This window comes from Puniceicoccales bacterium (genome assembly GCA_031255005.1).
In the GTDB taxonomy this organism is placed as follows: Bacteria; Verrucomicrobiota; Verrucomicrobiia; order Opitutales; family LL51; genus JAIRTH01.
In genome coordinates this window covers 73,529-89,964 of the sequence record JAIRTH010000016.1, presented here as the reverse complement: position 1 = coordinate 89,964, position 16,436 = coordinate 73,529, and the positions used below count along the sequence as shown (strand labels likewise).

13 protein-coding genes are annotated in these 16,436 nt (G+C 42.8%); 3 read left to right on the top strand and 10 right to left on the bottom strand.

Annotated elements, in window-relative coordinates; all coding sequences use genetic code 11:
- Positions 1–631, bottom strand: a 631-nt coding sequence (locus LBH49_02115; GenBank protein MDR0351419.1) for an acetyl-CoA carboxylase carboxyl transferase subunit alpha, incomplete at its 3' end; no start/stop codon positions are given.
- Between the two features lie 115 nt (positions 632–746).
- On the opposite strand from LBH49_02115, the gene LBH49_02110 reads away from it, so the two are divergent.
- A complete protein-coding gene (locus tag LBH49_02110) occupies positions 747–1,304 on the top strand; it encodes an NUDIX hydrolase (protein ID MDR0351418.1) in 558 nt (185 codons plus the stop codon).
- Here the strand turns inward: LBH49_02110 and LBH49_02105 are convergent, their stop codons facing one another.
- The 5 genes from LBH49_02105 to nusA form a co-directional block, all read right to left on the bottom strand.
- A complete protein-coding gene (locus LBH49_02105) occupies positions 1,305–2,420 on the bottom strand; it encodes a PAS domain-containing protein (protein ID MDR0351417.1) in 1,116 nt (371 codons plus the stop codon). It lies immediately after the preceding gene.
- A gap of 8 nt (positions 2,421–2,428) precedes the next feature.
- Entirely contained in the window at positions 2,429–2,602 is a 174-nt protein-coding gene (locus tag LBH49_02100; protein ID MDR0351416.1) for a hypothetical protein, read from the bottom strand.
- Entirely contained in the window at positions 2,599–2,931 is a 333-nt protein-coding gene (gene rbfA, locus LBH49_02095) for a 30S ribosome-binding factor RbfA (protein ID MDR0351415.1), read from the bottom strand. The genes LBH49_02100 and rbfA overlap by 4 nt, the downstream gene beginning before the upstream one ends.
- A gap of 3 nt (positions 2,932–2,934) precedes the next feature.
- Positions 2,935–5,340 carry a translation initiation factor IF-2 gene (gene infB / locus LBH49_02090; protein ID MDR0351414.1) on the bottom strand — a complete coding sequence of 802 codons (2,406 nt, stop codon included), beginning with the start codon at positions 5,338–5,340 and terminating at the stop codon, positions 2,935–2,937.
- Positions 5,341–5,431: 91 nt separating this feature from the next.
- Positions 5,432–6,691, bottom strand: coding sequence for a transcription termination factor NusA (gene nusA, locus LBH49_02085; protein ID MDR0351413.1), 1,260 nt, complete (start codon positions 6,689–6,691; stop codon positions 5,432–5,434).
- Positions 6,692–7,030: 339 nt separating this feature from the next.
- Here nusA and LBH49_02080 point away from each other — a divergent pair, with 339 nt between their 5' ends.
- Entirely contained in the window at positions 7,031–8,344 is a 1,314-nt protein-coding gene (locus LBH49_02080; protein ID MDR0351412.1) for an MFS transporter, read from the top strand.
- Here LBH49_02080 and LBH49_02075 read toward each other — a convergent pair.
- Together LBH49_02075 and LBH49_02070 are read right to left on the bottom strand one after the other, a co-directional pair.
- A complete protein-coding gene (locus LBH49_02075; protein MDR0351411.1) occupies positions 8,341–9,867 on the bottom strand; it encodes a 4-alpha-glucanotransferase in 1,527 nt (508 codons plus the stop codon). The genes LBH49_02080 and LBH49_02075 overlap by 4 nt on opposite strands.
- A 95-nt stretch (positions 9,868–9,962) precedes the next feature.
- Complete coding sequence (locus tag LBH49_02070; protein ID MDR0351410.1) at positions 9,963–11,144, bottom strand: hypothetical protein; 1,182 nt, start codon at positions 11,142–11,144, stop codon at positions 9,963–9,965.
- A gap of 210 nt (positions 11,145–11,354) precedes the next feature.
- Between LBH49_02070 and LBH49_02065 the strand changes: the two genes are divergently transcribed.
- Positions 11,355–12,173: a ParA family protein gene (locus LBH49_02065; GenBank protein MDR0351409.1), complete on the top strand. Its 819-nt coding sequence runs from the start codon at positions 11,355–11,357 to the stop codon at positions 12,171–12,173.
- A 7-nt stretch (positions 12,174–12,180) separates the two neighbouring features.
- On the opposite strand, the gene LBH49_02060 is transcribed toward LBH49_02065, so the two are convergent.
- Together LBH49_02060 and LBH49_02055 are read right to left on the bottom strand one after the other, a co-directional pair.
- Positions 12,181–15,285: an efflux RND transporter permease subunit gene (locus LBH49_02060; GenBank protein ID MDR0351408.1), complete on the bottom strand. Its 3,105-nt coding sequence runs from the start codon at positions 15,283–15,285 to the stop codon at positions 12,181–12,183.
- Positions 15,286–16,431, bottom strand: a complete 1,146-nt coding sequence (locus LBH49_02055) for an efflux RND transporter periplasmic adaptor subunit (GenBank protein MDR0351407.1) — start codon at positions 16,429–16,431, stop codon at positions 15,286–15,288.
- Positions 16,432–16,436 lie beyond the last annotated feature (5 nt).

Here is a 16,436-nt window from a genome sequence, read left to right as displayed (position 1 = left end):
AGCCGCCTTCGCCGATTACCACTGAGATTATTGGCACCTCTAGGATGCTCATTTCTCTTAGATTGACCGCCAGAGCCTCGGCCATGTGTCGCTCTTCGGAGCCTATGCCCGGATAGGCTCCGGGTGTATCGATTATGGTCACAATCGGCATGGAGAATTTTTCGGCTAACTTCATTAGTCGCAAAGCCTTACGATAACCTTCGGGATAGGGACATCCAAAATTACGAGAGATATTTTCGTTAAGTGTCCGGCCTTTTTGAGTGCCGATTACCATGATGGGTTGGCCGTTCAAGAAAGCTGGGCCACCGACGATGGCCCTGTCGTCTCCGAACAGCCTATCGCCGTGAAATTCCTGGAAGTTACTGAAAATTCCATCTATAAAATCCATAGCATAGGGCCGATAAGGGTGCCTTGCAATCTGAATTTTTTGCCAGATTGTCAGGTTTGAATAGGTGGTTATTTCCAGCCTGGATAGTTCTGTTTCGAGCTCACTTATTTCTTTGCTGAAGTCATGCTTAGACGTTTTCGATTGCTCCACTAGATCATCGATTTTGTCTTGAATATCAGATAGTTGCGATTCAAACTCCAATAAAAATCTTGAGTTATGTCTCTTCGGTTTTCTGCCGAACATGCCAATAAAGATGAGATTAGGATTGGCTTGGGCAATGCAAAAGTATTTTTATTGTAAATTTTATTGTAAATTTTATTGCTTTAGTGTGGCAAAGCTGACATTTATATTAGGAGTTATGAGCAATATTGGTCCTGAAAAATGGCAAGTCATTGATAATCAATTTGTCTTCGATTGCAGTATTTTCAAAGTTAGCCGTGAACATTGCATCCATCCAAAGGATGGCAGATCCGGTGAATTTTTTGTTTTACATTGTCCCGATTGGGTTCAGGTTTTGGCCCTGACGCCAGAACGTAACATAGTGCTGATAAGGCAGTTCCGATTCGGCACCAAGCGCATATCGTTGGAAATTCCTGGAGGTATTATAGAAGTCGGAGAGGATCCGGTGATGGCCGCCGAGAGAGAATTGCTCGAAGAAACTGGGTTCAGAGGCGAAAATGCTCAGCTATTGACGACCATTTATCCAAATCCAGCCATTCAAGACAACAAACTTTATACGGTTTTTATCGAAAATTGTCGTTTGGTGACTGGGCAAGCGCTGGATAGATTGGAGGAAATTGAGTTTTTGACCATACCGGTCCATCATCTATGGGAGAGGATAAGGCAGGGGGAGATTGACCATGGTGTGGCCTTGGATGCGTTGCTTTTTCTGAAACTAAAACTTGAAGATGAGTAACTATTTTGTTATCAACATTTTGCTTCTTTTGGTTTTCAATGGAAATTCCAATATGACCGTGGTGCCGTTATTTTCGCGGCTTGATATGTTCATCCTGGCATTATGGGCTCGGAGAATTCGCTGAATTATCAGCATGCCGAGGCCATTACCATTTTTTTTGGAAGTGAAAAATGGATCGAAAATATGGCCCACATTTCTTGGATTTATGCCGATGCCGCTGTCCGAAATTTCTATTTTTAAAAATTCTTCATCGGCGAACACTTTTATGCTGATTTTGCCATGGGTACCTATGGCTTCCGCGGAGTTTTTTAATACGTTGAAGAACATCTGTTTGAGTTGATCTGCATCGGCGGATATTTTTGTATGTTCCTCAAAATCCAATGATAGATCTATGTTCGCGTTTTCTAACTCACTGCGCATGAGTTTGATAACTGATTCTATGATATCGCATACGTCCAAATCTCCAAGGACTGGTGGTGTGGGTTTTATGGCTTGGAGAAAATTTTTTATTATGCCATCTAGTCTTAAAATTTCCTGTTTGCATATTGCTATGGATTCGGAAATTTGTTTTTCGGTGGTACATTCTTTGACAATTTGCTCCAATAGCTCGAGTTGCAAGTGGATGGAATTCAATGGGTTACCAATTTCGTGCGCTATGCTGGCTGCCAATAAAAGTATCGATGAAGTGCGTTCATCTTCCAGCTCTTTTTTGTGCAGTAGGACATCATTGGTTACATCCGACAGGATCAGAATTTTCATGTTTTGAAAGCCCTCGCTGAATGGAATCGAACATATCTTGAGGGTCAATTTTACCGGATAATTTATTTCCACATCGGTGGTGCTCAGCGATGAATCCATTGAAATTTTTGCTCCATGGATGTATCGGAAAATATTGTCATTCTTTGAATTAGTTAGTCCAAGCAAAGCAGTTGCCGATTGGTTCGAGAAGGTTATATTGCCGGCATTATCAACTATTACGACGCCGTCGCGGATCACATCGACGATGGAGCCAAAAAAATTGCGTTGACTGCGGAACTTTTTTGCCAAGATAAGTAACGTTGATTTGTCGAGTCTTTCGGCTTGTTCGAGTAATTTATCTAGAGAATTTGGTTTCATGAAGATTGCTATGGATTTATTCCTCCGTGCTCCTTAGTGCTTGATACAGAAAATGTTCCATTACTTTCCCAGGATGCTGGTTTGGCCCAAGGCAACAGTGTGTCTTGGTCATTGATTGGTCCAGATGCGCAGGCCTGTAGCAGAGAACCTAGAATAATAAAGCCTAGTCGTAGGATTTTCATTCTATCCCATCTAAAATTTTTAGCACATGATTGCCTTTTTCAAGGGATTTGTCCAGTTCGAAGCTTAGCTCAGGAAAATGCTTAATGTTTATGTTTTTTACAAGTTTTCGTTTTATTTTTCCAGAATTTCTTTTAAAAAATCCAGCTGCAATTTTCTCGAAATTTTTATGGCCGAGAGCCACGTAGGTTATTCGGCAATATCTTAAATCATCGGCTATGATGGCATTGGTAATGGTTATGGTTTTTGCCTCATCGCAAAAATCTTGGCGCAAAATATTCCCCATTTCTTGGCGGATTAGTTCGCTGATTTTCTGCGTTCGTAGGTTCATGGTTTAGAGAGATTGACGATGTTGTAGCACTTCATAGCATTCGATTTGATCACCGATTTCGTAGTCGTTAAACCCGTTAGACTTAATACCGCATTCGAAGCCGGCCCTAACTTCGGTTTGATCATCTTTTTCGCGACGCATGGACTCTATTTTGCCATCGAAAATGACTTTATTATTCCTATGAACTCGCATTGGTTTATCCCGAAGTATGCGGCCATCGATGACCATGCACCCGGCGACGGTGGCCTTTGAAACGGTAAAAAGTTTTCGAATTTGAGCCGTGCCTAGATGGTTTTCGACGAGATCGAAATCAAGCAGGTCGGCCATTGCATCGCGAACCATGATTACGAGTTCGTAGATTATGTCATGTTGTATTATTTTTACGCTCTTGTTTTTAGCCAGAGCCGCTGCTTCGTTGTCCAATTTTACGTTGAATCCGACGATGGTGGCGTCGGTGGAATCGGCCATATTTATGTCATTTTTTGTTATGATTCCGACGTCGGTCGATAAAATATTGAGCAAGACCTTTTCGGTTTTTATGGTTTTAAAGCATTCGATGACGGCTTCTATGCTGCCATTGACGTCGCATTTCACAATGATGTTGAGAGTTTTCTGTTTTTGGGATTCTATGGCTGCAAACAATTTTTTTATGTCAACGATCTGGTCCGACTTGGTTTTTGGAGCTTTGGTTCGTTTTTTTGCTGTGGCGAATTCTTCTGCCATTTCCCTGGCTTCCTTTTCATTTTTCACCTCTTCGAAACTGCTTCCTGCCGTTGGTATTGCTGACCAACCGGTGACCACGACCGGTGTGGCCGGGGCGGCTTGCTTCACATTTTTTCCGTTGTCATTGATCATTGCCCTTACCCGGCAGTAGCACTCGCCGCAGATAATTACCGAACCGATCTTCAATATGCCATTTTTGACTATTACTGTGGCGGAAGTTCCTCTGCCAGCGTCTATTTGGGATTCTATCACCACGCCAGAAGCATTGGCTTTAAAGTCCGCTTTGAGATCCATCATTTCTGCCTGTAGCAATACCAGATTGAGCAATTCGTCAATTTTTTGACCAGTGATTGCCGACACGGCCGCGTATAGAGTATCGCCTCCCCATTCTTCCGGCACGATGTCGCGTTGCTGCATCTGTTGTTTAATTCTGTCAATGTTGGCGCCATAGACGTCCATCTTGTTTATGGCGACCACCACCGGGACTCCTGCTTTTTTCGCAAACCTCAGAGCCTCATCGGTTTGTGGCATGAATCCATCATCGGCAGCCACCACCAATATGGCTATATCGGTGACATCTGCGCCGCGTTCACGCATTTTGGAAAACGCTGCATGGCCAGGCGTATCTATGAAAGTTATGCCTTTATCATCGACGTTAACTTGGTAAGCTCCAATGCGTTGTGTGATTCCTCCAGCTTCTCCTTCGGCCACTTTAGTTTTCCTTATGGCGTCCAGCAATGTGGTTTTACCATGGTCCACATGTCCCAGTACACAGACGATGGGTGATCGTGGCAGTATTTCATTTTGGACCACGGGTTTACTAACTGCCTTAGCTCCAGGATTTTTTTGCTCAGAATTTCTGTGCTTAATATCTAACCTAAATCCATGCAGTGCTGCGACTTTCATGGCAATATCTTCGCCAATGGACTGATTCATCGACGAAAATACTCCAATCTTCATTAGTTCGGAGATCAGTTGAAAAGGTTTTAGGTTTATGATGGGTGCAAGTTCTTTAACTATAATGGGTGGACGCATTTGCACCACACGCATCTCACCATTATTTGGCTTGGATTTTTCAGCTGAAGTGGCGACTGGTGCCCGAGAAATAATTACCGATGGTATCTTTGGAGCCAGCGTTTTTGAGGCCATGTTTCCGGATTCATGGGCCGATGCTGTCTTGGGCTTCGGAATTAAAACCGTTACCTCGTCGCTGATAGTTGCATCATTTTTTACCCTAGATTCTTCTTCTTTAGCCTTTTCCTTTGGTTTGACTTTTTCTGGTAAAGACACGCTTGGTGTTAATACAGAAGTACTTGGCTTAGAGATCATTGGTTTTTCTGGTGGTCGAATAATTTTGGTGGCCACAGGTCTAACCGCTGGCAATGTCACTGTAGTTTTTCTGGTCGATGTGGAAACCTTTCGCACCGGTTCATTTCCCACATGGACAACCGTAACCTCTTCCCTGAGAGTGGATTCTTTTTTCATCTGCTTGATACTGCTTGGCAATTCGTTTTCCGATGTCTTTGACGCTCCTACATTAAGTTCCCGAATGAGTGCATCGGCATAGATGGTTGGTACCGAATTGGATGGGCTGGTTATTTTTAAACCGCGTTCCGATAACATCGTCATCACGATCTTATTTTCTAATCCTAATTCTTTTGCCAACTGGTAAACTCTGATGCTCATTAATTATGTTTCCAAACAATGCCATCAAATTCACTGGACGACAAGACTATTCTGGTTTTCATCGTAGCATTATTGCGATTCGACAGCTGCTTCATTGGTTCGATAGTTCAAACTGTTTTATTTTTTCAAGAACGAAACAAGCTTCTTCTTCCGAAAATCCAGAATTTAATAAATCATCCACACCCACGTCATCGAATACTTCTACGCTGACAAACCCTGCGGATACCAATCTTTTGGCCATTTCATCGTCTATGCCTGGCACATGATTGAGTCCTTTGGCTGCCTGGCTTATTTTTTCTGAAATCGACGATGATTTTCCGTCATTTAGTTTTCTGATATCTAATTTCCAGTTCATTAACTTAGATGTGAGCTTAGCATTTAGGCCACGTTTGCCAATGGCAATGGCCAGGTCATCGTTCGAAACCTCGAAATAGATCTGCCGATCATCGTCATTCACCGAGATATTCCTTGGAGTGGCCGGATGGATGGCTTCTTTCAAAAATTCTTCTGGACTATCGGTGTATCTTATTACATCGACCTTTTCGCCACCTAATTCTTTGACTATGCTTCGAACTCTCACTCCCCTTGTGCCCACGCAGGCACCAACGGCGTCGACCTTTGGATCTTTGCTCAGCACAGCAATCTTCGTTCTGTAACCTGGTTCCCTCGCCATGCTCATTATTTCCACAGTTCCGTCAGCTATCTCTGCGATTTCAATTTCAAGAAGTCGTCTTACAAATTTGCTATTTGCTCGGCTGACAACCAATTCGGGGCCATGGGGTGTTTGGTCTATTTTTAGCAATAAACATCTTATTTTATCGCCAGAAATATATTCTTCACCGGGAATGCGTTCCTTGTATGGCATGACGGCCTCATTGGAGTCCAATTCCACATAGATATTACCCGAATCGTGTCTGCGTACTGAGCAGGTCACAATATCGCCCACGCGACTTCTATAGCTTTCGTAAATTTTTTCTTTTTCAAAATGTCTTATGCCGCCAACTATGGCCTGTCTGGCGCTTTGAGCTGCTATTCTCCCAAGGTAGGACGGATCTATTTCCTTTTCAAAAATGTCACCTACCTGCAGCGTTGGATCTATTTCTCGGGCCTTGGATATGTGAATCTCTGATTGTATATCACTCACCGAATCAACTACTTCCATCACCATCCAGGCGTGAAGTTGGCCTGTTTTGGGATTTATTTCCACGCGTATATCCTGGGTATCATTGATGCTTTTCATTGCAGCTGTGCGTATGGCGTTGGCTATGGTATTTATCATATCATTGCGATTAATACCCTTTTCTCTTTCCATGTACTCAAGTACGGCTAAAATATCTGCACTGCTTTTCATAAACTTGACAAAAATCACAACAAGACTACCCAAGGAGTTTTTTTTAAAATCCCTTATTCTGCAACCTTCTGTTAGATGCAACTTAAAATAGCATGTGCTAAGGTCAAGATAATTCTATCTATTTAGAGCATTGGATTTAAATTTTTACAACTAAGTCAATGGAAAAGTAAAAGCATAAAAAAGTATGGCAGAAAAAACAGTATGTATGCGGTTTTATTTCAATGGCAAGATATCTATTTATTAAAATTTATCGAAAAGGATTGCCAATCAATGGTTATTTTCACATTAATGAATTTGTATGGGGTGATGCTATGGGTTAGAGCGGAGGTTTAAAATATAATGACCACAAATTGTATCGTTGATGTATCTAAAGACGTTAAATACGAAAGAATTATAGATCAGAAGTATGCCTATTGGAGGAAGGTGGTTCTGAGTTTGTTGATTGCTGGCTATGCCTCATTTTATATTATTCGTCAAAATTTACAGGTGGTGTGTCCGGCGTTGCAGAGCGAATTTGGCTGTACAAAATCGGAAATTGGATGGGTATTCACCTGGTCATCGCTAATCTATGGCTGTGGCAAATTTATCGGAGGTGTAATCTGTGATAAAACAAAAGTTAAATATTTTATGGCCATAGGGTTAGCTGGTACATCCCTATGTTCATTATTTTCTGGCTTCTCCAGTTCTTTGTTTACCATCGTGGCCTTCTATTTGATGGGATCGATTTTTCAGTCCACTGGCTGGCCCCCGGTACCAAAATTGATGACCCACTGGTATTCTCCTAAAGATCTTGGCACCAAGTGGGGAATTGTAAGTTTATCTCATAAGATTGGAAGCATTTCGATATTGGTCGGTGGTTCTTGGTTGCTGGACATCTCCGGTTGGCGATCGGTTTTTATTGTTTCTGGTCTGCTATCGTTGGCGGTGGCTTGTCTATTATTTTGGAAGTTGTGTGATACGCCGGAGTCCATGGGGTTGCCATCAGTGGAAGAAAAAGAAGGTTTACCAAGGCAAATGGGCCATAGAAAAGGCGAAGATGTGACGTTAAAAGAGATATTTTTTGAACATATATTGCCCAATCGTACCCTCTGGTATGTATGTTTTGCGAATTTTTTTGTATATATAATAAGAATGGGATTTTTCAATTGGGCACCGATGTTTTTACAGGAAGCTAGAGGGGCATCGGTATCCATGTCTGGTTGGCAGGCTGCAGGATTTGAAGTGGCCGGCGCGATTAGCGGAATTTTTGCTGGATGGCTGTCCGATAAAATGTTTAAAGGAAGGCGGAATCAGGCTTGTTTTTACTTCATGTTAGCCCTGATAGTTGTTTTGCTAATTTTTTGGAAACTATCGGTCATATCGCAATTTGTCAATATGGCTTTCCTCTTTATAATGGGGTTTTTGATCTATGGACCTCAGACATTGGCTGGTCTGTCCGGTGCGGAATTTGGATCGAAGAGGGCTGCGGCTGCTGCCAACGGCCTGACTGGCACATTCGGTGCATTGGGCCATGCAGTTTCTGGCATTGGCGTGGCTTGGATAGTTGATGTATGGGGATGGAATGCCACCATGGTATTTTTTGCCCTATGTGCTTTGGGTGGAATGCTTTTCTTTATATTGAACTGGAATAGTACCGCCCGGAAGCATTCCTAATTTGGAAAGCTGGCTCTATGGGCTGCAATGGTGGCTTCGCCTAGTTTTTGTTTTAATTTATTTAAAAATCCAGTAGGATTTATATTAATATAGGTTTTGGTATCCTTTGTGGAGATGTGCAGCAGGTCGTAGAGTGGCAGAATCACCGCATCAGCATTGGAATTTAGTAATTTATCTATGGCTTTCCAGGTGGATTCATTTATATTGGATCCGAAACATTCTTGGAATTCTTTTCTCATGATTTTTGGCAATTTTGATGAATGTGAGTACTCGTTGAGCCAACTGATGAGAGAGTTTTCTCTGGAGGCGCTGATGATTGTCAGGCAGGTTTCATCATAATTTTTTGGCAATTTATGGGCGAATTTCTCGTCAAAGGCATACTGTAGCACATGTAGATTTGCAAAGTTAAATCGATTTATTATTCTCTTTGATTTGAAATCGGAGTAGGTTTCCGAAGCGATGATTGGCAATGGACTTTCGAAGCTATTTTTTATTTTTTCAAATAGTGAGCCACCGCCACTTGGAACCCATCGGCCGTGGTTTGGATTGGCTTCAGCAATGGGAATTTCCCAACTTTCCAGCAGTTCATGAAAATTTTCTAGGATCACATAGTCAAAAATTTGCAATTCTTTTTTAAGTCTTTGGATGAACCAGTGATAGTTGGATTCTCTATGCCTATTCCAGCGATAGGTGGGTGCGCCAAGCTTTAGTCCATTAGGATACAGCATAGAACTGGGGATACCAGCGACAGTGGTACATTGGCCTGTTTGGTCAAGAAAGAATAGATTTTGATTGGTCCACACATCGGGACTGTCCTGTTCCACATATATTTTGAAGTCAGTGATCAGTGTTATTCCAAATTTTTTAGCTTCATTTTTTGCCGACTCTAGCTGCTTGTGCAGCAAGAACTGCAATATGCCTGCGCTGCGGATTTGGAGGGATAGTTGTTTCCTGGTCGCTTCAATGGCCTTTCGATCAAAGTCTTTGATTTTTTCTGGCCATTGCCACCAGGGTTTACCGGCAAAGATATGTTTCAATGCATAGAATAGCGCATAATTATTTAGCCAGCTTTCATTGGTTTTTTCAAAGGACATCAATTCGGCCAAGAGGTTTTTAGAGGCTCGATCATCGAATTTGGCCGAAACGAGATCCAGGTATTTTTTTCTCAAAGTTGTTATCTCATCAATATTCTTAGTATTGGCAATTTTTTCTTCGGCCTCGGTTGATTCAGCTTCGGTTAGAAGTCCAAGGCTTTGCAGATTTGCCAAAGAAATGAGGGCTTCATCAAAGGCCAGGCCATGGGAAATGGTTAATCTATGTGGATTGGTTGATCTATGTAGCGTGGGAATATGCCACAGAGTTTGGCCGGCATGAGCCAGAGCGGCTAGCCATTGGTTGAAAATTTCCCCCACATCTGCATAGCCAAATTTTCCGGCCACATCGGTAAGATTGAAAGAAAGGCCAGATTTTCTTCTAAAATTCGGTTCATAGGGGTCAGATTTAAATGAAAAATCAAAATCCACAACTGACGGATTCTATAAACATCTAGATGGCTGTCAAAACAACTAATTATGATAGATCGAAGTCTCTTTGGAAATGCAGATACTTATGGTTGATATCAGAATGAGAAGTCTATGGATGTGCTGAACAGTAGCAAATTTTTATGGCCTTTGCCGTCGAATCCTTTGCCGATGCAATTGACCCAAGAGTCTTTCGAAGCATCATTGCCCACATAGCGCACGCCGGCTCGAACCTTTGCATTATCGTTGAGTGTGTAGATGAGATCTGATCCTGCGCCCCAGTAGACATAACCTTTCCTTCCTCCATGGATCTCGGAGCTGATGACATCTCCATCCAAACCCAAGTCTTTGTCTTCTTTGCCTTCGACCAATGTATTGGTGGCCTTATCATATTTCACATATCTATTTCCATTCTGATGATTGGATGGTTGCCAGTCAGCCCATGGTATACCAAAGGGTTTGCTTGCTCTATCATATCCTAATTTCGCATTCAAATCCACCGAAAAACCAGAAAGGCCATATTTTTCCAGATCTATGGTGTAGTTAATTCTGCCTTCAAAATTGAGTTCCCGGCGATTAAAATCGTAGGCCAGATAGGTTGTTGGATTCAGTAACACATCGGCCATCACACCGGCATATATTTCATTGCTGTTGGTTTTTCTGAAAAAAATTGGTTCAAATTTATAAGATACATATTTTTCACCATCGATCAGCGCATGATTCGGAGCAATGGCTGTTCCAATTTCCGGCACATCAGCCTTTCCGAGTACACCGGCTACTTTGCCTTTCAAATTTGTATAAAAATGATGTATATAGCCCAGGTCCGCCGATAATATATCGGTCATTTGGTAAGTAAACCCTGTGTAGACATCCACTTGGTTCATTGTCTTTAGAGTGGAATGTGGGCCAGCGATTAATTTAGGATGGGTTTTCCGGTTAGTTTTTTTTGCCGGAATGGCCGTCAATGATAAGTCTGTGTTTGCTTTGTTGCCCGATGGTTTGTAGCTGGTGGAGATTGTGTTATCCACATCCGGTGCCGATGAGCCGGTGCTGTCGGTGCCGAGAAATGACTGCATCCCTACATAAAATTCACCGCGTTCAAGCAATGGCAATCCTATTTCAACCTGGGGTGTAAATATCTTTTGCCCTTGTTTCCTTCCTCGGTATTCAAACTCCGAATCGAATCCAACTCCTGATTTAACAGCCAACGTGGGCACTTCAAAAGCATTAACATAACTAATCGCTCCTAGGCCAATAGAAAATGCTAATAACTTCTTCATTCGAGTGTTCCTTTATACGTTAAATACACACAATAGAACTGTCGCAATAATCTATAATATTCTGCAACTTGTCAACGTAAATGTGATATTACAACTTCCGAAGTGTAGCTAAATTTTTGTAAATTGCAAGTCATTTGCTTGGCATGGGCTGGCCATTATGTAGGCATGACTGTATCATGGTCATGAATTATTGCCATAAATTTGAAAAGAATGCTAGACATTTCTAGTAAAAAAAGACTCAATGTGTCCATGCCAGCAGTTGTTTTTTCGATTGTTAGTCAGAAATACGGTGAAGGTAAGACTACAACGGCTGTGAACTTGTCCGTATCTTTGGCCAAAAAGGGTGTCCGGGCGCTGTTGATAGATTTCGATCAAGCCGGTAGCGCGACCAAGGGCCTGGGATATGCTAGTGAAAAAAATGGAAGTTTGTACGACATATTGCACGGGGCCTATGATTTCGATCGCAGTTTAAAAAAAACACGTTACGAAAATTTGGCCATAGTCCCATCGGATGATAATCTAGAGGCGATTGAGACGGAACTCAGGGCCAGTGGAGACTATCTGATGTTGATTCGTGAGTCGGTGTGTCGCATAAGAGATTCAGGCGATTTTGATGCCATTATTTTAGATTGCCCACCGGTGGGCAAGTCCTTTGCCATCGATATCATTGGCTCAGCAGATAGGCTGTTGGTGACATTGCGCAGTGAATATACAGCCATCGAAGTAATGTCGCAAATATCCCAGGCTGTGGAAGATTTAAAAGCCAGAGATCTCAACAAAACCCTAGGTATTGGTGGCATAATAATGACCATGTTTGACATTAAGACCGATCTATCTGCCAAGGTCCTTGAAGATATAAAGATTCAGTTTAAAGGCCTGCCTTTTGAGACAGTTATACCACGATCCAGTAGACTTGGCGAGGCAGCGAGCTTTGGCCAGTCCATATTCGAGTATGATGAGATGAGCAGCGGTGCCCAGGCCTACGATAGGCTCGGGATGGAAATAATAAAGCGATTTAAGTTAATATGAACTGTGGTTAACGGGCAAAAAACGGAATCCGGTCAAGTATTTTAGTTTGAAAGGTTTCGAAACAGAGATAAAGTGCCGGTACCATGTACAATGTAACCATTTGAGAGAAAATGAGGCCACCTACAACGGCCAGGCCAAGAGGCATCCTTGATGCTCCGTCGGCGCCTAGGCCAGCGGCTATGGGAACCATTCCCATGAGGGCAGCCAAGGTGGTCATTATGATGGGTCTGAATCGTTCCAAACTTGCCCGGTGGATGGCTTCCATCGGTGAAAGTCCTTCTTTCTGGCGAGCTATGGCAAAGTCCACCATCATGATGCCATTCTTGCCAACGATGCCAAGCAGCATGAACAATCCAATGAAGGCATAGAGCGATAGTTCATAGCCGAAAAATAGCAATGTTGCCAGGCCACCCAACATGGCAATGGGCAGCGCCGAAAGCACGGTGAGTGGATGTATGTAGCTCTCGTAGAGTATGCCTAGAATTACGTAGAGTACAAATACGGCCACAATCAACAGGGTTATGACCGATTGAGTGGTTTCCTTAAAGGTAGCAGCTTCACCTTGAAATGACCCAAGTACTTGCTGAGGAAGAATTTCATTTGCCTTCGATGCTATAAATTCCGTGGCCTCGCTCAACGGAAACCAATCATGTAGATTGAAAAATATGGTGACCGATGGGAAATTATTGATGTGATTCACGGAAATTGGTCCAAGGTTTTCATACATTTTGGCCACCGAATCAAAGGGCGTCATCGGACCACTTTTGGATCTAAAAAACAAATCTTTGACATTGGTTTTATCAGCCCTTTGGGACTCCTTCGCCGCCACAATCACATTGTATTGTTGCATCGGAGTTTTTATGATATAGGAACGATTTTCCGAGAATGATTGCTTAAAGGTATCCTCGATTTGGGCAGTGGTGATGCCGTACATAGATGCTTGATCCCGAAGAATTTCGATATTCAGTTCTGGGTTACTCAGAAATAGATCCGATGATACACTGGCAAAACCTGGATTTTTCATCATTTCCATCATCAGCCTTTGCATGGGTATGATCAAGTCTTCTTGATTTTGACAGGTCATGGAGAAGGCATATTTGCCTTGATTTGTGCTCATTGCTCCGGTATTTATATGGAGATTTGGCATGGGCTGTAGGAATGTTAAAACTCCGGGAATGGGAAATAATTCCTTTGACAGCTGGGCTGCGACATCCTGGATCTTTGGGCGATGGCCCTCCTTTAGAAAAGCCATCAGCATGCCCTGATTGTTTGGTAGCATGCCAGTCAGACAGGATAGACATAGGTATTGATCTATGTTAGGATTATCTTCTAAAATTTGGCTAATCTGGTCCTGATAGCGGTGAATTTGTTCCGGCGATGTGCCTTCTTTTGTTAAAAATACGCCCCTAAGAACGCCGCTGTCGCCGGATGGCAAAAATGTCTTTGGGAGAGCGGAAAAGCTTAAATACAATAGAATTAGGCAGACAATCCAAGCGATGACAGACAGGTGGCGCCGATCCAGGGCCCAATGAAGCGATTTGCCGTAGTAGTGCAAAATAAAGTTTTCGAATTTTTTGGCTAAAATTTCCAGCGATGTTTTTTCTTTACCATGGATCGACTTCAGCATTCTAGCGCACATCATTGGTGTTACCGTTAGAGATACAACACCGGAAGAAAATATGGCCACCACTATGGTGATCGAAAATTCCCTAAAAACTCTTCCCAGTTGGCCGGTCATGAATACCATGGGGATGAAGACGGCGATCAAAGACATGGTCATGGCCAATATGGTAAAGCTGACTTCTTGGCCACCATTTATGGCAGCTTCGGTGGGATTTTCTCCAAAAACTTCCATGCGCCGTACCATGTTTTCCAGGAATACAATGGCATCATCTACTAAAAATCCTATGGCTAGGGTCATGGCTAATAGCGATAAGTTGTCTATGCTATAGTCCAGTAACTTCATAACTATAAAGGTCATAAAAAGTGATAGCGGCAAAGCCACCGTGGGAATGATCGTTTCGGTGAATCGGCCAAGAAATATGAATATCACTAGTATGACCAGTATGAAGGCGATGACTATGGTTTCCTTCACATCGTTTATGGATTCTATGATCCGCATCGATCGGTCATGGGCCGGAATTAAATTCATGGATTTTGGCAGTTGAGATTGGATGGTCGGAATCAATTTTTTTATGGATTTCGCGACTTCTATGGTATTGGATCCAGCTGCTCGGGTGGAGGCGATCATCACGGCAGAATCCACTTTATCGCTGTCAGATTGCCAGAATACCAGCCGAGTGTCGTTTGAAGTTAGGCCATCTATGGCTTCGCCGACATCCTTCAAATAGATGGGAGAATTGTTGCGATAGTCGATGATTATATCATTGTATTGCGAGGCCTTATCCAGCTGCCCCATGGGTTTTATCACCAGTGAATTGCTGTGACCATTCAATGTGCCGGCGGCTAGAGATGTGCTATGCCTTTGCACGGCACTGACCACATCGGCCATGGTGAGTCCTTTGTTGAACAATTTATCGCCATCGATTTCTATTCGGACGGCTCTGGCCACGCCGTAGACTTGGCATTTTGAGACGCCTTGCAACATGCTTATTTTGTTCGCTATCTCATTGGATGCGAAATCGTAGAGTTCACCTTTTGATAACACGTTGCTTGTTAGAGCCATGAAGTGAATTGGCGTACTATTGGGATCGGATTTTTCGAATATGGGCGGTGTGGGTAGGTCCGGAGGTAACGATCCTATGGCTCTGGATATGGCCGATTGGATATCCGTGGCGGCGGCATCGATGCTTTTATCCAAACTAAATTGTACAGTGATGCTGGTCGATCCCTGGGTGCTTCGGGATGTAACTAGTTCCAAGCCAGATATTTGCATGAATTCCTTTTCCAGCGGAGAGGCCACATTGGCTGCCATCATTGATGGTTCCATGCCGGGGAAAAATGCCATTACCGTTATGATTGGATAATCAACGCTGGGTAAGTCACTGACAGGCAATGAAAAATAGCTATATAACCCTGCCATGGCGCAAGATATGGCCAGAAGGATGGTCATTACCGGACGTTTGATAAATGGCTCAGATATACTTTTCATCTATAAATTACCCTGTTTTTGTTGTTCATCTTGTTGCATTACAATTATTTGAGACCCATTGCCTAGCATTATGTTGCCCTTTAATATTACCGTTTCTCCCAGAGCTAAGCCTTTTTCAATTACCATATGATCGCCGTAGGTCTCGCCGATGGAAATTGGTCTAAGTTCGGCAGTGTTATCTGGCTTAGCGACAAACACATAGTACTTGTTATTGCCATGGACTTTCACTGCCTCGGTGGGCACGGTAATGGCATTCTTGAGTATTGTCAACCTGAGTTTTACGTAAACAGATTGGCCGGGCCAAAATTTAGTATCTTTATTTTCTAGAGTGGCGCGCAGATGTATTGTGCCGCTGTGAAAATCGATGAAGTTGTTAATAAATTCCAGTTTTCCGTTGGCGGTCATGGATCGATTGGCAATGCCATATATTTCCACATCCAGAGAATTTTTTTGAGAAAAATATTTGTTTAGATTATAAAAATGGTTTTCCGATATGGAAAAATCCACATATAGATGCCAAATGTTTTGGATATTTGTTAGTAGATTGTTGCCCATATTTCCGACCACATTGCCCTGGTCTATGAGATATTTTCCCATCATACCCTTTATGGGAGATGTTATGTGGCAGTGCTCAAGATCTACTTTTGCTTGAACAATTTGAGATTCTATTTGCTTTATATTTGCCTTGGACTGTAACACCTTTGTCTCATAGGTTTCAAATTGCTGTTGAGATATGTAGTTATCGGACGCAAGTGGTTTAGACCTAGTTAGTTGAGATTCGTCTAACTTGAGTTGGGCCTGGGCTTTGGAGAGCTCTGCTTCCAATCGGGCTAGAGTCGCTTCATATTTCCTTGGATCTATGGTATAGAGCATGTCACCTTCGTTTACAGATTCTCCTTGGGCCACATGAATTTCTTTTATTTCTCCGGATACCTGGGCAACGATGTTTACTGATTCCTGGGAAACGCATCTTCCTATGCTACTTATAGTTATGGGAATATCTCTGGCTTCGGCTGTGGTTACAGAGACCGGTACCGGAGGTCTAGCATGGGCTGTGGTGGCATTTTCTTTGGCGCTGCATCCGCAAAGAATCATCGACACCAGGAACAGAACCCATAAGGAGGTTCCACTCAATTTTGTTTTCATATTAT